17 protein-coding genes are annotated in these 20,178 nt (G+C 62.5%); 9 read left to right on the top strand and 8 right to left on the bottom strand.

The window, feature by feature from the left end:
• Nucleotide 1 precedes the first annotated feature (1 nt).
• On the bottom strand, nt 2-7,411 hold the full coding sequence (locus RI101_11960; GenBank protein ID MEC4890763.1) for a hypothetical protein: 7,410 nt from the start codon (nt 7,409-7,411) through the stop codon (nt 2-4).
• 504 nt (nt 7,412-7,915) lie between these two features.
• On the opposite strand from RI101_11960, the gene RI101_11955 reads away from it, so the two are divergent.
• Nucleotides 7,916-8,797: a hypothetical protein gene (locus tag RI101_11955; protein MEC4890762.1), complete on the top strand. Its 882-nt coding sequence runs from the start codon at nt 7,916-7,918 to the stop codon at nt 8,795-8,797.
• Nucleotides 8,798-8,801: 4 nt separating this feature from the next.
• Here the strand turns inward: RI101_11955 and RI101_11950 are convergent, their stop codons facing one another.
• The 7 genes from RI101_11950 to RI101_11920 all read right to left on the bottom strand — a co-directional run bounded on the left by RI101_11950 (nt 8,802) and on the right by RI101_11920 (nt 15,022).
• Nucleotides 8,802-9,575, bottom strand: coding sequence for a transporter (locus RI101_11950; GenBank protein ID MEC4890761.1), 774 nt, complete (start codon nt 9,573-9,575; stop codon nt 8,802-8,804).
• An 8-nt stretch (nt 9,576-9,583) separates the two neighbouring features.
• Nucleotides 9,584-10,525 carry a hypothetical protein gene (locus tag RI101_11945; GenBank protein MEC4890760.1) on the bottom strand — a complete coding sequence of 314 codons (942 nt, stop codon included), beginning with the start codon at nt 10,523-10,525 and terminating at the stop codon, nt 9,584-9,586.
• A 43-nt stretch (nt 10,526-10,568) separates the two neighbouring features.
• Nucleotides 10,569-11,303: an FAD-binding oxidoreductase gene (locus RI101_11940; protein MEC4890759.1), complete on the bottom strand. Its 735-nt coding sequence runs from the start codon at nt 11,301-11,303 to the stop codon at nt 10,569-10,571.
• Between the two features lie 42 nt (nt 11,304-11,345).
• Nucleotides 11,346-12,722, bottom strand: a complete 1,377-nt coding sequence (locus RI101_11935; protein MEC4890758.1) for a glycosyltransferase — start codon at nt 12,720-12,722, stop codon at nt 11,346-11,348.
• A 175-nt stretch (nt 12,723-12,897) separates the two neighbouring features.
• A complete protein-coding gene (locus RI101_11930) occupies nt 12,898-13,152 on the bottom strand; it encodes a DUF2024 family protein (protein ID MEC4890757.1) in 255 nt (84 codons plus the stop codon).
• Between the two features lie 115 nt (nt 13,153-13,267).
• Nucleotides 13,268-14,503: a TCR/Tet family MFS transporter gene (locus tag RI101_11925; protein MEC4890756.1), complete on the bottom strand. Its 1,236-nt coding sequence runs from the start codon at nt 14,501-14,503 to the stop codon at nt 13,268-13,270.
• A 57-nt stretch (nt 14,504-14,560) separates the two neighbouring features.
• Nucleotides 14,561-15,022 carry a hypothetical protein gene (locus RI101_11920; protein MEC4890755.1) on the bottom strand — a complete coding sequence of 154 codons (462 nt, stop codon included), beginning with the start codon at nt 15,020-15,022 and terminating at the stop codon, nt 14,561-14,563.
• Nucleotides 15,023-15,304: 282 nt separating this feature from the next.
• On the opposite strand from RI101_11920, the gene RI101_11915 reads away from it, so the two are divergent.
• The 8 genes from RI101_11915 to RI101_11880 all read left to right on the top strand — a co-directional run bounded on the left by RI101_11915 (nt 15,305) and on the right by RI101_11880 (nt 20,089).
• Nucleotides 15,305-15,886, top strand: coding sequence for a TetR/AcrR family transcriptional regulator (locus RI101_11915; protein ID MEC4890754.1), 582 nt, complete (start codon nt 15,305-15,307; stop codon nt 15,884-15,886).
• Nucleotides 15,887-16,066: 180 nt separating this feature from the next.
• Nucleotides 16,067-16,501 (top strand): hypothetical protein, encoded by a 435-nt coding sequence (locus RI101_11910; GenBank protein ID MEC4890753.1) that lies wholly within the window; start codon nt 16,067-16,069, stop codon nt 16,499-16,501.
• Between the two features lie 20 nt (nt 16,502-16,521).
• Nucleotides 16,522-17,682 (top strand): hypothetical protein, encoded by a 1,161-nt coding sequence (locus RI101_11905; protein MEC4890752.1) that lies wholly within the window; start codon nt 16,522-16,524, stop codon nt 17,680-17,682.
• Nucleotides 17,679-17,939: a MoaD/ThiS family protein gene (locus RI101_11900; GenBank protein ID MEC4890751.1), complete on the top strand. Its 261-nt coding sequence runs from the start codon at nt 17,679-17,681 to the stop codon at nt 17,937-17,939. The genes RI101_11905 and RI101_11900 overlap by 4 nt, the downstream gene beginning before the upstream one ends.
• A gap of 17 nt (nt 17,940-17,956) precedes the next feature.
• Nucleotides 17,957-18,814: a methyltransferase domain-containing protein gene (locus RI101_11895; protein MEC4890750.1), complete on the top strand. Its 858-nt coding sequence runs from the start codon at nt 17,957-17,959 to the stop codon at nt 18,812-18,814.
• Between the two features lie 9 nt (nt 18,815-18,823).
• Complete coding sequence (locus RI101_11890) at nt 18,824-19,132, top strand: TfoX/Sxy family protein (protein MEC4890749.1); 309 nt, start codon at nt 18,824-18,826, stop codon at nt 19,130-19,132.
• Nucleotides 19,129-19,686, top strand: coding sequence for a DUF488 domain-containing protein (locus RI101_11885; protein MEC4890748.1), 558 nt, complete (start codon nt 19,129-19,131; stop codon nt 19,684-19,686). Before RI101_11890 ends, RI101_11885 begins: the two co-directional genes overlap by 4 nt.
• Nucleotides 19,634-20,089 (top strand): DUF2784 domain-containing protein, encoded by a 456-nt coding sequence (locus RI101_11880; GenBank protein MEC4890747.1) that lies wholly within the window; start codon nt 19,634-19,636, stop codon nt 20,087-20,089. The genes RI101_11885 and RI101_11880 overlap by 53 nt, the downstream gene beginning before the upstream one ends.
• Nucleotides 20,090-20,178: the final 89 nt, after the last annotated feature.

Raw genomic sequence — 20,178 nt, 5'->3', positions numbered from 1 at the left:
CTTAGGCCTCCCACGGGGGAGTGGGTGAAAGTTCCAGTTGAAGCAGGACGGCGCTCTGCTCGGCCAACCCGAATAACGCGCTCGCGGTGCGCACGATTTCGATCGTGAGCGTTTCACGGCCGGTGAGCACCGGGCTCCGCTGCAGGAAGGCCAGCGTGCGGGTGCCTCCGGTGGAGCGCACGAAGTGACGGATGCGGGTCTGCCCGCTGGCGGGCCGGAGCTTGAGATGCTCGACGGTCTGTTGTTCGTACACGACGAACGCCGGATCGAGGACTTCGTTGTGTTCGTTCACGACTGTTCGTTTCAACGGCTCCTGCCGGACGCGCCACATGGGCTCGGCCGCATCGATCAGCACCGCATAGGGATAGTACTGTCCGCTTGCCTCGCGCCACAGGATGGTAAAGCCGGTGGTCTCGGTATCGTCATCCAGCGGCATGCCCGCCGCCAGAATGGCATTTTGGATTTCGACGTCGGTGGCTCCCGCGACCGGCGTGCCGCTTCCGCCAGGAACCGGCAAGCCCGTGATGTCGGCCGACAGGGCCCGGTGGCGTATGGGATAGACCCGGTGGCTGGCGGCGAAATCGGTCACATCGGCATAGCGGGACGTCTGGAACGTGCGCCGGTACAACGGGGTCACGGCCTGACCGGCGGGCACGGCCTCCGGCACCGTGTATTCCAAGTCAAAGACGTAGGGCGTCAGCGGCTTCAGCTCGAACGGCGCCTGGTACACCGCATGGCCGGTAAAGGTATACGAGCCGCCCAGGCAGGGGAAGAGACCCGCCTCGATCAGCGCCAGGACGGTGTCGCGGTAGGGCGACAGCACGCTGGCCGGCGTCTCGGTGAGCGTGGAGATCACTTCGGGACTCTGCGCCACCGGCGCTCCGTCTGCGCCCCGGATGATCGCCCGCAGTTGTTTGCCGTACGCCTCCACCATGCGGAGGATAGCCGGGTCGTTGAACAACACCTGGAGGGGGTCGGCGAAGAAATGGAAGCGTTCATCCATATCCGGCGTGGTGCCCAGCACATAGGGGGCCAGTTCCGCCGGAACTTTACTATCGGTGCGGAACGCGAAATCCTGGGTCTGCGTCTGATTGTAGACTTCTCCCTTGGTCGGGTGCGTGGCGACGACGGTGTACCCGGCCGACAGCCGATAGACCGTATTGGGCTTCAGCAGCGGGCGGGGCGTATTGTCGTTGAGATAGCCCGTCAAGGTTTCCTTGTCGGTCTCGATGCTCTCGGTCACCGTGGCGTGGCGCTGGACTTCGCCCATCGTCAAGGTTTCGGCGAGCGCCACGAACATGGCCGGCAGCGCATCGGTGACCAGCGCCGTTGAGATCCGGATCTTGCGGGTCTCGGGCTTGGGTTTGACCGAGAACAGAATTTTGTCGTAGGACGCCAAGCGGGAGCCGAACAGGAATTGGCTCACCGGCATCACGCTGGACCGCCAGGGTCCGGCAGGATCGAGCCAGCGGGCCGGCAGCTGGCTCGGGCTGGCCAGCACCGTGGGCGCCAGGGCGCTCAGGAGGTGGGCCGCCACCACCTGATCCTTCTCATCGACTTCCAGCACCTGGACCTTCCCGTAAAACTTGCCGTAGACGGCGCCGCAGAACAGGACTTCCTCGCAGGCATCGGTGTCGAAGGTCACGTAGGAACAGGACTCCCGCTCACTGAGATACTTGGCGACGAGGTCGGGATTCAGTTGAGCCTGGTCGGTCCCCTGTCCTTGGGCCACCCGGCGCCGTTCGACATAGGGCAATTCGAGGGCGCGGTGGCAGCGGTGGCCGGCCGGCCGGTCTGGCCTGGTCTGCGCCCGCTCCAGACACACTTCGATGAGCAGGCCGGTAAAATACCGGTTAGTCAGAATCAGATGATGAATCTCGGCGCCCGTGATGCGGATCGACGCTTGCTCGGTCTCTTTTCCGGATGTCGGCCGCCAGCGAACCTTGTTCAACAAGCGTCCGGCTCTGTCGTAGGCGTACACCGTCAGCGTGGTTTTCGGCTGGTTCTTGGACCAGATCTTCACCGTCACGGCTTGCGCGGACGGGCCGAGCACGTCGATGCGCATATATTCGCGCAGGGACACCCCCCGATAGCCGGCGACATCCCGCATTTGCGTGCGCAGGGGGTAGCGGCGGTTGCGCACAAACTGCTCTTCGGGAATAAATCCGCCCAACTTCGAGACGACCAGATCCTTCTTCGTGGCTGCGCTGTAGATTACCAGCGCGTCTTCGACCTTGAAGGGATTGGGCATGTAGGTGCGCTCGGGCAAAAACAGCTCGTAGCATTTCTTTTCGACGGAGGTCGGCCCGGCCGGGCTGAGATCGTTCTGACTGTCGTCGCCGATGATCTGGGCGGGCACCTCATAGGGATAGCCCATTTCTGCCAGCAGGATGTCGAGGGTCGAAGGCCCGGCGCAGGACTCCGGCGCATACACTCTCATGAGCGTGTCGGGCGGTTCCACCCGCACGGTGTCCGGCGGATCCGGATAGGCCGTTCCCCGCAACTGCCAGCCATGCATCGACGGGCCCAGGGGCTGTCCGCAGAAGGTGTACAACACACGCGCCGGGGGGGCCGCTCTCTTGCAGACGTCGCCCCAGCGCACCGTAATATTTTCCCGCAGGTCGGTGGACCGCTCCACGGCATATTCCGCCGCCGTGGGCACCCGGCTGAACAAAGCTAGATCGATGGCCGTATCCGCGCCGTTGGGCTGGTGGGGCCGGTCAAGGCGCCAGGTGATCGGCGGCTCCGTCCCGGCATAGGCCGCGCCGTTTTCCGTCAACGTCAGGCTGTTGAGTGTGTATTGCAGGCTGATGTCGCCGCTCAAACCATACCAGCCGCCGGACGGGCGTCCGGGAGCGGCCAGCGCGTCTTCGGTGAATGTATTCGTATTGAAGGTGGCCGCCAGCTCCGGCGCAAACGACATTTGCAGGACGATGACCGAGTCGATCGGCACGCTGAGCAGCTCACCGGCCGGAGGAGTGGCCCCGGTGACTTCTTTGGCGTTCCCCAAACTCGCATCGATGGGTTTTTGGTTCGCCGCCTGCCCCGACACCAGGACCGGCGAGTAGCTTTGCAGGAACACGCCCCGCAGCAGCGCGGGCGGCTTGAGGTCGAAATCTTCCGTGCCGATTTCGATGCCCACACAGGCGGAAATCGAAAAGAAGAAGAAACTGACGCTGCCGCAGATTTCGCCTTGCAGATAGGTCTTGTACGAGTTGTCGGGCCGCTGCGAAATCAGCGCGTTGAACTCTCCGCGCGCGCCGATGCTGATGATCAGGAGACGCAGTTCGCCTTCGAGCCGCATCGTGCCGACGATGATGAACGGCGAGAACGCCACGCCGACGTCAAGCCCGGCGGAGATCCGGAGATAGATCGAACCGGGATCCCCCAGCAGGATGGAGGCTTCGATCCCCGCCGCGATGGCCACGCCCGGCAAAATCTTATCCCGCAAAAACTCCGGCACCCGGCTGCCGTAGTCGGCATAGACCAGCTGCTTGCCCTGCAACATGAAGTAGGCGCTGCCGCGCACGATGTTGAGGATTTCGGCGGACGCCGGCTGGGAAATCGTGCCGAGATAGAAATGCCAGTCGGAGCCCTCTCTGAGATTGAAAAAGATTTCGATCGGAATCGCCAGCTTCAGCAATTCCTGGATCTCGAAATTGATCATGACCCCGACCGTCACCGTTCCTTTGCCGAAATCCAGGTCGATGATGCCGATGATGCCGACGCTCAGCTGGTTGGGGTTGTCCCCTACTTTGGGCGGCGCGCTGATCATTCTGATTTTCACCATGATCAGGATGCGCGGGCCGGGCAGTTCGAGCACGAACATGCCCTGGAAATTGATCAGGATCCCGCCTTCCAGCGTGCCCAAGACCGCGCCGACCCCGAAACTCCAGCGGTCGAATTCAGGACCCCACAGACGCTTGTCCGGCGTGCGCGGGGGCGGCGGCGCGTAGAGGTTGTAGGGCTCGCCCTGGGCTTTGATCAGCCATTTGAGCGCGGGCCCGACGGCCTCGGTGGGATTGCGCGGATCCTCCAGACGCCGGTAGTGCATGGCGAACAAGCCGGAAAGGCCGAACAAACCCAGCCCCGACTGGCCCAGGACGATCGGGGTCGGGAACTCGACGATCAGGCCGACAAACACCGCGATGGCTTCGCGCCCGCTGCTGTTGTCTTTGATCGTGCCGACGGCGATGTTGCCGGCAATGCGGAGCTTCAACGACACCAGCGTGAGATCCAGCCCCCCTTCGATGCCCTTGGAGCGGATGCTGTTGCCGTTCGAGTCCGTGACATCCGCATCGACAATGTTGACGAAGCCGTTCCCGATGAGCACGCCGGGAATATTGACCCGGACTCCGCTGGGCAGAATCTGGGGAACGCCGACCGGGTCGAGCGGAATTTTGACCTTGAACCGGTCGACCGTGATGACGCCAAGGTCCACCTTGATGGCAAAGTCGATTTCGAGCGTGACGGGATTGAACCGCGCCACACGGGCTCCCACGATACTGAACAGGTTCCCGAGCGGGTCCGGCAGACGGAACAGGCTGGGATCGGAGAGGTCGAGGTCGTACCCCTTGCTTTGGTCGAAGATCGCGGTATACACGACCTCGCCGGCAGGGCCGCGCGCGATATTGAACCCGATGGCTTTGTACCGGGCTTTCAGCGGCGGTGGCAGCGGCGTGGGCGCGCCCGGCAGCCGGTCGCGGCCGATTCCCAGCGACTCCACCACGATATCGAATTCCACGCCATAGTCGAGGACGATCGCGAAGTCCCAGCGGTCCGGACCGCCGCTGGCGGATTTGATCCATTTGAAGCGGCCTTCGCCGCCGTAGAGGATGCCCCGGCGGGTGCGGAAGACGTTCAATCCCCCGATCGCGACCGGCACCGCCACGCTCACGCCCAACGCCACCCAGTTGCCGGCGTCCTGGCTGTTGTCGGCTGCCGCCGACGCCGCCGCATTGATGATCGGCGCGAACAACATGAGCGCCCCGGCGATGTTCTTGAACCGGTCGTCGCGGGCCGCGTTGTTGTTGAAATGCAGCAGGCCGTCCCGATCTTCCTCGTCGGAACTCAATTGCAGCGCGATGGCGGTTTCGTCGGCCGCGCGGTCCCACTGATAAATCAATTTGAAATTGAGGATTCCGTCGTGGCTTGTCCAGGAGGTATCCCCTTCTTCCGGAGCGGGCGCCCCTCCCGTGCGCAGCTTCTGTTCCAGATCGGACTCGAAATCGATGCTGCCGTACAGCTCGAACAACGCCAGGTCGCCCTGGTCGATCTTGATCCGGACCCCGAGTTGCTTGATGGCCGGGGGCAGCCGGTCCGGGAGCGGCGGCGCGGCGGGCGTCGGTGGAACAGGCGCGGGCTCAGGACCAGAGCCGCTGGACGGAGGGGTGTAGGCGTCGCGCTGCGCACGGGCCGTGAGTGTGTGCGCGCCTGTGCCGCTCAGAGTGAAGGCCACCCGCACAGTCCGGTTGGCCGGATCCGACGTATTCGCCGGGTTGGGCAGCGGATCTCCGGTGGTGCCATGTCCGTGCGCATTGGCCGTGAACGTCGCACTAGGGTACCGGGCGGCCAGTGCCGCCTGCACGGCCTGGTTTCGCCGCCCGGAGAGCGCCTGGTCGCGCGCGGCGTTGCTGGGATCATTGCTCGCGTAGCCGTCCAACTGAATACTTTGGACGGTGGACGCCTCCGGGAAGTTGAACGCGCCAAGCGTGCTTTCGAACTCGCTGTCGCCGCTCGTGTGATCGAGGTACCGCGGCAGCTCGGTATTGCCCGGCCGGTCAAATTGAAACCGGATGAACTGCGCCGATACAGGACCGGCCGGTATGGCTTGATACTGGACTTCGATATCGACATCGCTGCCTTCGGCCACATCCAGCGTGAACTGGCGCTGGTTGGTGATGGTCCGAAGCACGGCCCCGCCGCCGTGGGGCGTAACGGTGACGGTAAATTGCTCCCCGCCCTCCACTCTGAAATGAGCGCTTGTGCCTTCTTCGCGTTCCTTGATCAGGTCATGCCCGCCGGTTTGCCCGGCAGACACCGCATACTGGAGCGCCGGCAACGGATGGTCGTCGGAGCGGCGGTCGACCGGGGTGCCGGAGGGCGGAGCCGCCGTCGTGGCGGCGGCGACCACGATGCGCAGGTATTCGCGATGGCGGCGGGGCGTTCCCGCGCGGCTGTCGGTGACCTTGATGAACACATCATGCGTGCCGGGGCTATTGAACACGGCGCGGCGCGACGAACTCTCCCATACATCGGTGCTGCCATCGAGCACTTCGATGGTGTAGTCCGGCGTGCCTCCTCCGACATCCAGCTGCAGCACATCGCCCTGAATCAGATTGACCAGCCCGGGCGGGTCGCCGGCGGGAGGCGTGTCGAGCGCGTCGCTGACGGTGCCGCGGCGGAACTCGATCCTGGTCGGCCCGTGGAAAAACCGGGGCGTGACGGAAAATATCGTGAGCGCGAGATCGGGATAGACATCGAGCTCGGCTTCGAACGACACTTTCCCATGAAAGGAGAACAGGGCGTCGGCCAGCCGGGCCGTGAAACCAACACCCTGGTCGTTCGAGTAGTAGAGCAGAAGCTGCTTGATGTACAGCCCTTCCCAGTCATCGCCGACGCCAAAGTGATCGAGTATTTCAGGCGGCGTGGATTCCGGGCTGGTATCCAGCACGACTTCGTCGATGCTGAAGGCAAAACTGCCGGAACGGTGCAGGGCAATCCCCGGTTCCATGTTGATGAATTCGCCCACGCCCAAATCGTGCGGGCCGTCAAATCCCGCCGTTCCCCAGGCTTCCAGACGAAATTGCGGGCTCAAATCATTGTCATCGTCGCCCTGGCTGTAACTGAGCAGCACTTTCGGCAAACGGATTTCCACCGGCTTGCCCGCAAAGCGAGGGTCGGTATCCCGCTCGACCCTCCGCGTGGTGGGATGGATCCTGCCCGGCAGCCACTCGTCGCCGAGCGAAAAGGTCAGGGCATCAACCAGCAGTTCAAGGCGGAATCTCAGGCCCGGATAATCGGAGACGGCCGTGGATGTCGGTTCCGTGGGCAACAGATCATCCAGCACGCCGGCCACTTGAGGCAGACTGCCGTTGCTGGACGAGTGCGCAACGGTGTTGACAAATGCGGCCCCGTCGCGCGGGACGACCATGCGGAAGCGCATCCGCAAGCCGTTCCAGCGAAACCGGCCGCCCCCGCCGCCCGGCGGTTCATGGACAATTTCGGTTCCAGCTCCGGCGCCATCCAGCGAACAGGTTCCGCTGTAGAGGATGGCTTGGGGTCCGACCTGCGTCCGCAGTTCATCGACGGAAATGATGGAGAGGTACCGGTGGATATACTCGGGGAAATCGAACCCCACAAGATAGTGGGGCGCCAGCAAATCGAATAAGCCCAGGCGCTGAATGGTCATATCAAAGACGCATTACCATCGTGTGTCGGGATGTATCCTGGCGCCCACACATAACAGGTTGATCGGGAATTAGAAATAGTACGTTTAGGTGTACTACTTATCCTACAATCGATCATTAGAGAAACCGGCGTTCACCGCCTTCTCATCGCGCATGACCACGGCGCACTTCTCACAGCCCTGAGAACACACATCTTGATGGAAATCGCTCCCAGCGCTGTGATCAGCATCTCCGGCGAGGCATCAGGCTCCCATCCCCGCACAGCTCCTGTCCGTTGCTCGCCTCATCACGGGCCAGCGACACGGCTGCGCTCTCCCACACACTCTGCAAGTCTCCGGCCTGAGACCTTGGATATCTGCATAGCAAGGCAAATCTCATCGTCTGGCGGAAGAAGCTGGTGGATCTACGTATCCTGGACGATACTGACCGTATCCGGGCCCATACGAAACGGGCGCTCTACTTTCCTCTTTTCCTCCAGGTCGACTTCGCGTACCCTTTCCGCCTGTATGGATCATCCCGACCGGTTTCTCACGCCCGGCACTCTTTGGGCCGCATGGCTTGAACGCGCAGCCCATGCCCGGCGCTGCGGAGCGATTCAATCGATCCCCACGGAGCCGGAAGTGATCGAGCAGAGCGGCGTGGCATTTCAGGTGCATGTGGTCACGGCGCTGGCGATGAAGGCGTTTGCAGCGGCAGCGCCAACCGGCGCCGATCCCTTCCTGCCGTACGATCCCGACTTGTTCGTCGCGGACCTCTCCCCGACTCACGTGGCCCTGCTGAACAAGTTCAATGTGGTCGAGCACCACCTCTTGATGGTGACACGGGCATTCGAGGCACAAACGGCACTGCTGACCCGCGAGGATTGCGCGGCCCTGCTGCTGTGCCTCGCCGAGATCGACGGGCTGGGGTTTTACAACGCGGGCGCCGCCGCCGGAGCCAGCCAGCGCCACAAACATCTCCAACTGATTCCGTCGTCGGCCTTCCCTGATGCGCAACTGCCGATCGCGCCGCTCTTGCGCCGCGTACGGGGAGATGGCGCGATTGGCACTGTGCCAGGCTTCCCGTTCCTGCACGCCGTTGCGCCGATGCACCAGGACTGGCTACGCTCAATTCAAGACGGCGCCGCCGCCCTGCTCGCCTGCTATCGATCGCTACTGCACGCAACAGGCCTGTCCGATGAGGCGGCCTCAACTCCCTACAACCTGCTCGTCACAAGACAATGGCTGCTGCTGGTGCCCCGGTCTCAGGAATATTTCGAGGGGATCTCGATCAATGCGCTGGCGTTCGCCGGCACGCTGCTGGTGAAAAATGCGGCGCAGCTGGCCATCCTACAGCAGCGCGGCCCCATGACCGCGCTGCAACAGGTGACGCTGCCGCGGAAGCCGTGACGCGTTAAAATCCGACTGAGACGCCCACCGTGCCAAGAAGCGCCGCCCGGTCAGAGGGCCCGGCGAATTCGGTGCCGAGGCCGCCGTCCAAGACCACGCGTGAGGACAGCTGATGGCGCAGACCTATTTCGATGCCGGTGTGATTCTGCTGGCCGCGCAGGTCCGACTGTCTGGTATAGACGCTGGCGATCAGCGTGTCGCGGAAGCTGGTGGGATAGCCCAGGGGATAGCTCACGGCGGCGACCGCACGATAGGCCCCCGGCCGCTCCTGCCCCTGCGGCGTGCCGAGAACGGTATAGCCCGCGTTGAGGTGCGCGCGCAGCCGCCCGAAGGAACGGGTGAGGATGCCGGTCACCTGCGTGTCCACGCCTTTTGAGTTCAGACCGGTGGGCAGATCCACCTCGACGCGGGCCGCGAAGGCCGGGAGCGGCAACGTTTCCGTATTGAAGTTGTAGAGCACCCCCAGATGCAGGTCGCCCGACTTCGCCGAACCGACAAGGCTGTTGGGATCGGACATCAGATCCCCCTGAATTTCGATCTGCGTGTTGTCGAAGGCGCCGTAGATGATCTGCGGCTGGAAGGTGACGCGGGTGCGGCCCTCTCGCCGGTCGTTGAAACGCACGCCGCCTTCCAGCCCGATTTCGCCTTTCGGAATCGCGTAGGCGTCTTCCATCCCGATCGGCCGGTTCGGGTCGAGATTATCGTGATCCAGGGCCAGGCTCCGCAGAGGCCACAGCCCGAGCAGGAGCAGGATCATCACGCTGATTGTGCGCCCCACCAGCCGCTTCAATGGTGGTGCTCCCGGTCTTGCACGATCATCGGATTCGCCGCATCGGCACTTGCCAGATAATAGGTGTCCACCAAGCGATAAATCTCCGCCCGCTTCTCTTCCCAGGTCGGCAGCACCTCGCTCGCCAGGATGTCACTGATGTTGTCATGCAGCATGTGGAGATTGTCGAAGATGTTGGCGATCTCCGGATAGCGCGCGGCGAAGCCCGGGCTCAATTCCGCCGTCAGCGGCATGAAGGTCCACTCGACCGGCGGCTGTTCGAGATACCGGCGATAGGCCGCGAGGATGGGCCGCACCGCCAGGGTCTTGGCTTCACGGTCGCGCGCGGCCTGCAGGGGATCGTACACGGCGACTTGCAGATAGTGATAGGACCAGATGGTGGCGTTGAAGAGCGGAAACCGCCGGCGGAAGGTCTTGGAATAGGGAAACTGATCCAGCCGCCGATGATCCAACCGCTTGGCCGTGATGGCGTAGGGGCTCTCCTGGTAATAAGCCAGCACGTTCCGGAGCGCGCGGGCTTTGTCCGGCTCGTCGGACGCCATAATGTCGTAGGTGGCCCGGTGCAGGGCATGCGCTTCGTCGAAGGTGTTCTGCGCGCGCCAGGCCAGCTTCATATAGGTGGGGGCGATGGCCTCCTCGTTGGGATTGAGCCGGGGCTTGGTGGCAATGAAGGCGAGGGTTTCCTTGCGTGCCCGGTCGTCGATGGCCGGCACATCTGTTCCGCCGGTCAGCAACAGATTTTCGTAGAGATTGGAATGGCCGAAATCGACCCCGTTAAATTCACTGTCGAGCTCGGCGAGATCTTCGCGCAACGCGAAGTTCCACAACGCGCGGTAGTAGAAGCGCTTGTCGCGCGGCTCGAACTGGCTGCAGGCGGCCAGGGCAACGACCATTGCGGCAAGCAACAGAATGGCGCCTTTAGACCAATCGGCCTTCATAACGATGAGGCCATGCGATGACAACGTCTGATCGGACGCCCTGTCATTCCTGCGCCGATCCTTTCTCGTCGTACCACTTCTCGCGATAGATCGGACAGAGCCCTTTCGCCTGCAAGGCCGCAATGACGTCGGCAATCATGCCGCCGTTCCCGCACACATAGACGGCGAGAGACTCCACCGATGCGACACGCTCTTCGACAAGCCGCTGGACACGGCCCGTTTCGCCGAGCCAGCCCGGCTCGGGACGAGACAGGGTCGTGATGGCGGTGAAGTTCGGCACGCGCCGGCTCAACGCCGCCCAGGCATCCTGGTAATACAGATCCCGCTGGCTGCGCAGCCCCCAGAAAAGGGTCGCGGGGCGCGGATCGGCTCGTTCGGCATTCGCCAGGATCATCGACCGGAGCGGCGCGATGCCGGTACCGGTCGCGATAAAGAACAGCTCGCGCCCCGGATCGTCACGCAGATGAAAGCTCCCCGCCGGCCCTTTGAAGCGGACCGTATCTCCGACGGTGAGGTTGAAGAGAAACCCGGACCCCGGTCCTCCCGATACCAGATTGAACAGCAGGGTGATGACATCCGGGCGGCTGGGCGGCGAGGCAATGGAATAGGCCCGCGTCACGAGGCGGCCAGTCTGCGGGTGCGGCATCTCGAACGAAATGAACTGGCCCGGCTTGAACGCGATAGCCGCCGGCTCGACCACACGCAGATCCACCTCGCGCACGTCATGGGTGAGCGTGCGGATTGCGTCAACCTGAGCCTGATGCGTCTGGATCGCCATGGGGGAGCGATTCTACCAGGATGCCGAAACGGTCTGCCAGCGCTACCGGGTCAGCCACGCGCGATTCCGCACCGTGACCAGCGCATAGGGGAAAATCCACACGAGGCTCACGATGTAGAAATACACATAGGCGATGCCGAACAGAAATTCACGGGACCGTTCGGAGTGGAAGAAATACAGCGTATAGAACAGCGACACCACGCCGATCGACAAGACAAAGCGGACGATCGTCCAGGGATCCTGCACGCAAAGATAGAACATCAGCCCCAGGGAACTATAGGCGACGGGATACCGGAGATTGGTGATGACGGTTTCCAGCAGCGTGAGCAGCAGCGACGAAAGGGGAAACCGCCACATGATTTTCCACAGGCGAATTTCTTCCCGGATATAACTCCGATCCCACCGCAGCAGCATGTTGCACAGCTGGCGATACCGCTCGGGGGCCAGGGTATGGACAACCGCCGACCGCTGATAGACCGACCGGTAGCCCGCGGCCAGGATATCGTTCGTCAGCGCGCGGTCCTCCCCGATCGTGCAATCTTCCCCCCAAAACTGCTGCCGCAGCCACGCGGGAATCAACGGCTTGACGACGGACGCCCGATAGGCCGAGAGCGCCCCCGGACAGCAATAGACCGTTCCATAGGTGGACTGCACGCTCCGGAGAAAATCGAACGACAGCACGAACCGCACATGGAGCATGCGCGGCAGCAGCGACCGGAACCGGTTGAGCACGCAGACTTTCCCCGCCACGACCCCGACCTGCTCGTTCCGAAACGGCCCGGCAATGGCCAGCAGCGCGCCGCGCTCGATCACACTGTCGGAATCGACCGTCACGAGAATGTCGCCGGTCGCTTTGGCAAACCCCGCGGCCAGCGCCCCGCGTTTGCCGCCGTTCACCGGAAGCCGGACGGCCTCCACCCGCTGCGGCCATTCGTCGCGCGCCTGCGCGATATGGTGCCAGGTGTCATCCGTACTCCCGTCGTCGATTACGATGATTTCGAGCCGCTCGCGAGGATAGTCCGCGCGGACGCAGGCCTCCACCGCCTGGCGCACCAGCGGCCCTTCGTTATAGGCCGGAATGATGATGGACATCCGCGGCGCCTGCTCGGCCTCCACCGCGGCATACGGCCGATACCGCACCCAGAGCAAGGTCCGGATCACCAGCAACAGCATCCCCATGGAAAACCACAGCAGGCTCGGCCGGGCGATCACGGCGGCCCAGCCTTGCAACTGGAACGATTCCGCCAAGGGATCGAACAACTCGTGGTTGAATCGCACGGCCGTGGCAACGATGGCGCCGCACACCATGACGATCGCAATGACCAGCCGCAGGTCGATCGTGCACCAGGTGGGATTTTCGTCCGGCACGAGATCCAGCACGGACGGCTTCGCAGACACAGGGATGCTCATCGGCTCCATGAATGATTCCTTGGCGGAGAATAATCGAAGACAAGGGCCGACTTTGTAATGGGGTCCGAGGGGGAATGTCAAGATTGCCGCATGAGCCGGCGCCTACTCGAAGAGAGCACGCTCCATCAACACGCACCGGCAAGAGGCCTGAGGCGGGCACAGATTCCGTGCGAAGGGGCCTTCCTTATTCGGACAGCCTGACAATAAAGCCGCCCGACTCGCGAAACGCCCGCTGCTGCGCATCCGAGAAGAAGGCTAAGGGCTCCTGATGGCAAAACTGGCACTCCTGGGTCGTCACCACCGCCGACGCAAGCCCCATCGAGGCCATATGTTCGTTGGCCAGCTTTAACGCCGTCGCCTCGTCGCGCGTCATCACATCGAAATGATGCATGCGGCCTCCCGCTTCCACCCAGGTATCGAACACCTTGACAGCCTCCATTGGCGCCTCCTCTCCTCTTCATCCTATGTACTTAGGACTCCTTTACAGTACGATGCGTTCGGCGTCCTTGTCAATTCCCGGCTTTCGGCGGGACGCGCGATCGAGGGGTTGCGGTTCACCGTGCGGTCGCCCGCCAGGCCAACGTCATCGCCAATAGCAGGAGGAGTGCCGCAAGGAGAAAGGGCGCGCCGGGAAGATACAGGGACGTGCTGAGGACGGAGCCGCTCCTGATGAAGAAGGCGAAGGTCTGCGTGAACAGACCCGGCCCGACGAGCCCGGCGATGCCGGCCAGGCCGGCAATCGCGCCTTGCAACTGGCCCTGCTCGGACGCACTGACACGCCGCGTCATGAGGGCTTGGGTGGCCGGTCCCGCCAGCCCCCAGCAGGCCATGATCGGAATGCCCGCGCAATAGATCCAGGCCGTGGGCGCCAGTCCGTACACCGTAAACCCGGCGGCGCCGCACAACAGCCCGGTCAGCAGCGTCCGTCTCTCGCCCAAGGCGGCGGTGATGGGCCGCATGAGCACTCCTTGCACCAGCATGGCGCTGATGCCGGCCCCGGCCAGCATGAAGCCGACCGCCGACGGCCCCCATCCATACCGATAGCCGACATAGAGGACGGCCGTGCTCGGCAGGACCGCATGGGCGAGATATCCGAGAAACGCGACGGCCGCCAGGCTGAACAGCTCCCGATGCGAGCGGAGCAAGACCAGCGAGCCAATCGGATTGGCCCGCTTCCAGGAAAACCCCATCCGTCTCTCGCGCGGAAGCGACTCCGGCAGGACAAACAGCCCGTAGCAGGCATTCACCACACTCGTCGCCGCCGCGCCCCAAAATGGCAGGCGCGGATCGATGGCGCCGAGCATCCCGCCCACTGCGGGGCCCAGCACAAATCCCAATCCGAACGCCGCGCCGATCATGCCGAACCCGGCGGCCCGCTTCTCCGGCGGCGTCACGTCGGCGATATACGCCCCGGCTGTGCTGAAGCTGGAGGCGGCGATGCCCGATATGACCCGGCCCGCGAAGAGCCAGGTGACACTGGGCGCCAGCGCCATAAAGATGTAATCGAGACCCAAGCCGAGATTCGAGAGCAGCACGACCGGCCTGCGGCCGAACCGGTCCGACAGCGCGCCTTGAATGGGCGAACAGACAAATTGCATGAGAGCCCAGGCCGTGCCCATGAGCCCATAGATCAGCGCGGCCTGCGCCGTGTCGCCGGCCAAAAACTCTTCGACGAGCTTCGGCAGCACAGGAATAATGATCCCGAAGGAGAGCACGTCGAGCATGACGGTGATCAGAATGAAGAGGATGGCCGCCTGACGCGGCGGGGTGGCGGAAGCAGAGGCAGCCATGGTGCCTGCATCCTACCAGAGGGCTGCGCGGGGAGACAGGAACAAATACGCGGACGGCTAAAACATCGCGACGCGCGCGGCGCCGAAATTCACACGGCATCCGACGAGGTAGAGCGCCCCTTGCTCATCCTCCCGCAACGGCTTCGTCCAACAAACTTCGGCCAGATACAGTCCGCAACTGAACGTCGATTGATTGGTTTGCACTTCCAAGAGCTGCCCCGGATGCGGCGCGATGCCCAGCAAGAGCCGCAAGCCAGCGGGGCTCTCGTTTACCGCGGTCCCCAGCCCCTCTTCGAGCGTGACCCCATCGCGATCGACGGACCGCATCAGCCCATAGGTACAGGGACTGAGCTTGGGACTGCGCGCCTCACGCCGGCGTTCGACCCGCAACGGACCTCCTGCTTCCCAGGCCACCATTGGAAGCGTGGGCTCGCTCTGACTGAACCCCAGCTGCCGAAAAATCTTTTTGCTATAGGATCCGATCGATGCCACGATCTGCTTCATAAATTTCCGCCCCATAATTCCATCCATGATCGCTCGGCCTCCTCTCATCCTGAGAAGAGCTGTGCCGCTGCCTCGTCGCGTTGACGTTGTATTATACCGCCCATATGATTGTATAGAAGCCAAAAGGATTCCCTAGAACTACGTAGTCAATTCTTCACGTATCGGCTCCGGCACAAACACCAAATCGCCAATCTCATGGCCGCGATTATTCGACACTGGCACCAATCGCACGATCTTGACCAATCATTCCAGTATTTGCTACCCTACTACCCGTTCCAGATCCATAGGAGAAGTCCCATGCCCCGCCCGAAAGAGTTCAACCCGGACGACGCGCTCGATCACGCGATGCACGTCTTTTGGCATAAAGGCTACGAAGCCACGTCGATGGAGGATTTGCTCGCGGCGATGCATCTGAACCGTGGCTCGCTCTACGACACCTTCGGCGGCAAGCGCCAGCTCTTTGTGAAAGCCCTCGATCGGTATTGCCAGGGCATCGTCGCCCCCCTCTTCTCGCGGCTCACGCAACCGGGCCCGGCCTTGCCGCTGCTGCGCCAGTTTATTCGGGGCATGATCGACGGCGCGCTGGCCGACCCCCAGCGGCGTGGCTGCCTCCTTGCCAACACCGTCATGGAACTAGCCCCCCATGAGGGCGATATCGCGGACCAGTTGAAGCAAGCCCTGCGGATGGGCGAAGAGGCGCTCCTCAGCCTCCTTACTCGGGCCAGAAATCAGGGAGAACTCAGCGCTGAACAGGATCCACGCGCGCTTGCACAGTTTTTCACCACTATGATGCAAGGCCTGATTGTGATGATCAAATCGGGCGCGGCCAAGGAGGCCATCGTACAAGCGGCGGAGATTGGACTCCGCGTCGTCGAATAATTTTTCGCCTTACTCCTGAACGATCAAGCCACGGCCACATCCTTTGAGACTTTTGCGCTGGCCTCCGCGAAAGACGCATGGACGAAGCCCTCCGTCCCCTCTAGCACCACAGGACCGATTGACCTCATCAGACCAACATGATTGACTACACACGCAACCCGTTCACCAAAGGAGGCTGCCATGCAACGAACACTTGGCGTATTCGCGCTCGCCCTTCTCCTCACCGGGCTCAGCGGCTGCAGCTATCTCTTCTACCCCCGCGCCGGCGACTACGCAACGCAGGCCAAAGGCGCGAGCGGCGTCGAAACCATGATCAATCTCACCACGATGATGGAAGCCACCGCTGCGAAAGCGAAGGGCGGGAAAGGTGTCGATAATGCCTTCGATGATTTGCACAATCAGTTCCACGCCCTCTTGGATTCCTTCTGCGGCGTGACAGACGCCCAGGCCAACACGCCGGCGTATGACTTGGCCAAGACGCACAAAAAAGAACTCGGCGCCATATTCGGGCGGCTCTGGAAATTCAAGAACGATCAACCCCAGCGTGACCAGCATCTTGAACTCCTAAGTGCCGAACTGAAGGAACTGCGGGAGACCTTACAAACTTTGAAGTAATCGTCAGACGGAGGTCGGTGATGAGATCCTCGACGACGACCCCAGCAAGCAGCGGTGCCGTCACATTGTTGGTCGGCAGCAGAAAAGGCGCTTTCATCCTCAAGAGCGACCGGATGAGACGGACCTGGAAAGTCTCGGCGCCGCTCTTCCTCGGCCACATCATCCATCACATCGTCGCCGACCCGCGGGACCGCCGCACGATGTTAATGGCGGCCAGTACAGGGCACTTGGGGCCAACTCTATTTCGCTCTACCGATGCCGGGAAGACGTGGAAGGAGTCGGCCGCGCCGCCGGCGTTCAAGAAAGCCGCGGAGGGCGAAGAGGGCCGCTCGGTCGGTCATATTTTCTGGCTCATGCCCTGCCACGCGAACGAACCGAATGCCTGGTACGCCGGGACCTCTCCGCAGGGCCTCTTTCGTTCAGACGACGGAGGCGCCACCTGGAAGCCATTCTCCTACATCAATGCCGATCCGCAATACCGCGAGTGGATGGGCAGCGTGCAGGACGGCACCCCGGACGGTCCAAAGCTGCACTCGATCATCGTCGACCCGCGCGACCCAAAACATCTCTACTTCGGGATGTCCGGCGGCGGCGTGCATGAGTCTCTCGACGGAGGCAAGACCTTTCAGACGCTCATTCAAGGGCTGGATGTCGTCGAAGGGTTCGACCCCTCTACGCCAACCTTCCACGATCCCCACTGTATACGGCTCTGTCCGAGCAATCCGGACCGGCTCTATCAGCAGAACCATTGCGGCATCTACCGGCTCGATCGGCCCTCGGATACCTGGGTGCGGATCGGGAAAAACATGCCGAAGAAAGTCGGCGACATTGGATTTCCCATGACCGTGCATCCACGCGATGCCGATATGGCCTGGGTCTTTCCAATGGACAGCACAACGGTATGGCCGCGGGTCAGTCCGGATGGGAAACCCGCCGCCTATGTCACACGCAACGCCGGGAAAAGCTGGACCCGGCAGGACAAGGGCCTCCCAAAGTCGAACGCCTGGTGGACGGTCAAACGCCAGGCGATGACACGCGACACCCACGAGGCGGTCGGCCTCTACGTGGGCACGACGCAAGGGGAGATTTGGGCGAGCCGGAACGAGGGAGCGACCTGGACCTGCATCGCCAGACATCTGCCGGAAATCTATTCCGTGGAAGCGGCCACGCTCAGTCGATGATCGCCCACATCCCCAGCGCTCTGCGGTCCTACACAGCACAGCAGCGCGAGGTGCCGGTGGAAGGCGCCACGCTCGCCGAAGCGCTGGCGGCCTTGGATCGCCGTTATCCCGGCATCCGGTTTCGCATCATCACGGAACAGGATACCATCAGGCCGCACATCAGAATCTTCGTAAACGATGAACAGCGGCAGGACTTGAACAGTCCCCTGCAGCAAGAGGACCATCTTTACGTTATCTGTGCCCTCAGCGGCGGATAAACCTGAGAGGAGACACGATGCCAACCCCCGAGAACACGAAGCTCATTGCAGGCCAGCGTCAGGACTGGAACCGCGTCGCAGGCGGCTGGGAAAAATGGGACCGGTTGTTCGACGAGCAGATGGCCTTTCTGAACCATCGCCTCGTGGCCGACGCGCGTCTCCATGCGGGCATGAAGGTGCTCGACCTTGGATCCGGCACCGGCTACCCGGCCCTGCTCGGCGCTCAGACGGTCGGACCGACCGGCAGCGTCATCGGCATGGATCTCGCCGAGCACATGCTCGCCGCAGCGGACCGCAAGGCCAAGCGCCTCGGCCTGAGCAACATCTCATTCAAAACCGGCGACGTGACGACGCTGCCCTTTGAAGCCAACTCATTCGACGCGGTCACCAGCCGCTTCTGCCTGATGTTTCTCCCGGAAATTCCGAAGGCCGCGTCAGAAATTGCGCGGGTCTTGAGACCGGGTGGATGGGTCGCGGCGGCCGTCTGGTCCGCACCGGACAGAAATCCCTCTATCGGGCTCTCGATGGCCGCTATCAAGCAAGTCATCGAGCTGCCGCCGCCCGACCCCACAGCACCGGGCATCTTCCGGCTGGCAAAGCCGGACGACCTTGCCGGGATATTCCAACAGGCCGGATTGGTCGATGTCGCGGAGCAGGAGTTTCTTGCGGACTGGTCCTATGCGTCGGCTGACGAGTACTACACCAGCCTGATGGAGATCGCCGCGCCGGTCCAGAATCTCATGGCCAAGCTGACCGAGGCACAGCAGCAGGACGTGAAACAGCGCATCTTGCAAGCGGCGTCGAATTACCGTCGCGGGGAACGCATCGTGTTTCCGATGGCGGTGCGGATGGTAGCCGCGCGAAAACCCTTGTAGAGGGGACCGATGGCCAAAGCCGACGGCTTCAAGGATTTTGTGCTGGACCAGCTGGCCGATCTCCGAGGCCTGACCTGTCGCGCCATGTTCGGCGGATTCGGACTCTACTCCGGGAAAACATTTTTTGGCATCGTCCACAAAGGGCGGCTCTACTTCAAAGTCTCACCAGCCACCGTCACGCTTTATCAAGACCAGGGCATGAAACCGTTCAAGGCCAATACCAAGCAGACGCTCAAATCTTATTATGAAGTCCCGCTCGACGTGATCGAGGACGCGGAGCAATTGACCGACTGGGCCAAGCAGGCAGGCCAGCCGTGAGCGATGGACCGCGTCCCACTCTCTGGACCATCGGCCATTCGACCAGGCCGATAGACGAATTCATCGCGCTGCTGCAGGCTCATGCCATCGCCGAACTCATCGACGTGCGCACGGTGCCTCGCTCGCGGCACAATCCACAATTTAACACGGACACGCTGGCGCAATCGTTACGAAGCAAGGGAATCCAGTATCGGCACATGCCCGCGCTCGGTGGATTGCGCAAACCGAACAAGGACTCTCGCAATACCGGGTGGCGGAACGAGAGTTTTCGCGGCTATGCCGACTACATGCAGACGGAGGAATTTCAACGAGCGGTCGAGGAGCTGATGGCTGAGGGCCGATTGCATCGAACCGCCGTCATGTGCGCCGAAGCCGTCCCCTGGCGCTGCCACCGGTCACTGATCGCCGATGCACTGATCAGCCGGGGCTGGGAGGTCCGGCACATCATGACCGAGTCAAAGGCCGACCGGCACCAGCTCACTTCCTTCGCCGTCAGCCAGAATGGGACACTCACATACCCCGATCCGGACGCCGTCCCTCGGCTGTTCGACTAGCCCCATTGCACCGGCCGCCCGCTTTCTCCACACTAAGCCCATGCTCTATCGACTTGCTGCCGATCTCGTCGTCCTCCTGCACCTCAGCTTTGTGCTCTTCGTACTGCTCGGCGGGCTCTTGGTCCTGAAATGGCCACGAATCATGTGGCTGCACCTGCCGGCAGTGGCCTGGGGCGCGTTCATCGAATTCAGCGGCTGGATCTGCCCGCTGACGCCGTTGGAGAATTGGCTGCGAACGCAGGGGGGCGAGGGCGGCCATGAAGGAGACTTCATCATCCGCTATGTCGTGCCCATTCTCTACCCGGAGGCACTCACACAGGATATCCAACTGATCCTTGGCGCGATAGTCGTCGCCGTGAATCTGACGATCTATGGATGGTGGTGGCGGAGCAAGCGGGCGTGAGGGCTGAGTCTGTCTGGTCTCTTCGGTCTATCCCGTCGTCAGCCACCAGAAAGACAAGACCGACCGGCAACCAGAGACAGCTATCGCCC

This window comes from Nitrospira sp., from assembly GCA_035968315.1.
In the GTDB taxonomy this organism is placed as follows: domain Bacteria; phylum Nitrospirota; class Nitrospiria; order Nitrospirales; family Nitrospiraceae; genus Nitrospira_D.
This window is presented reverse-complemented; position numbering and strand designations above follow the sequence as displayed.

Excerpts from the sequence above, each read along its gene's own strand:
- RI101_11915 (MEC4890754.1), top strand. The coding sequence starts at position 15,305 with ATGCCCCGCCCGAAAGAGTTCAACCCGGACGACGCGCTCGATCACGCG.
- RI101_11945 (MEC4890760.1), bottom strand. The coding sequence starts at position 10,525 with ATGAAGGCCGATTGGTCTAAAGGCGCCATTCTGTTGCTTGCCGCAATG.
- RI101_11880 (MEC4890747.1), top strand. The coding sequence starts at position 19,634 with ATGGGACACTCACATACCCCGATCCGGACGCCGTCCCTCGGCTGTTCG.
- RI101_11955 (MEC4890762.1), top strand. The coding sequence starts at position 7,916 with ATGGATCATCCCGACCGGTTTCTCACGCCCGGCACTCTTTGGGCCGCA.
- RI101_11905 (MEC4890752.1), top strand. The coding sequence starts at position 16,522 with ATGAGATCCTCGACGACGACCCCAGCAAGCAGCGGTGCCGTCACATTG.
- RI101_11940 (MEC4890759.1), bottom strand. The coding sequence starts at position 11,303 with ATGGCGATCCAGACGCATCAGGCTCAGGTTGACGCAATCCGCACGCTC.
- RI101_11935 (MEC4890758.1), bottom strand. The coding sequence starts at position 12,722 with ATGGAGCCGATGAGCATCCCTGTGTCTGCGAAGCCGTCCGTGCTGGAT.
- RI101_11920 (MEC4890755.1), bottom strand. The coding sequence starts at position 15,022 with ATGGGGCGGAAATTTATGAAGCAGATCGTGGCATCGATCGGATCCTAT.
- RI101_11910 (MEC4890753.1), top strand. The coding sequence starts at position 16,067 with ATGCAACGAACACTTGGCGTATTCGCGCTCGCCCTTCTCCTCACCGGG.
- RI101_11890 (MEC4890749.1), top strand. The coding sequence starts at position 18,824 with ATGGCCAAAGCCGACGGCTTCAAGGATTTTGTGCTGGACCAGCTGGCC.
- RI101_11930 (MEC4890757.1), bottom strand. The coding sequence starts at position 13,152 with ATGGAGGCTGTCAAGGTGTTCGATACCTGGGTGGAAGCGGGAGGCCGC.
- RI101_11925 (MEC4890756.1), bottom strand. The coding sequence starts at position 14,503 with ATGGCTGCCTCTGCTTCCGCCACCCCGCCGCGTCAGGCGGCCATCCTC.
- RI101_11960 (MEC4890763.1), bottom strand. The coding sequence starts at position 7,411 with ATGACCATTCAGCGCCTGGGCTTATTCGATTTGCTGGCGCCCCACTAT.
- RI101_11900 (MEC4890751.1), top strand. The coding sequence starts at position 17,679 with ATGATCGCCCACATCCCCAGCGCTCTGCGGTCCTACACAGCACAGCAG.
- RI101_11895 (MEC4890750.1), top strand. The coding sequence starts at position 17,957 with ATGCCAACCCCCGAGAACACGAAGCTCATTGCAGGCCAGCGTCAGGAC.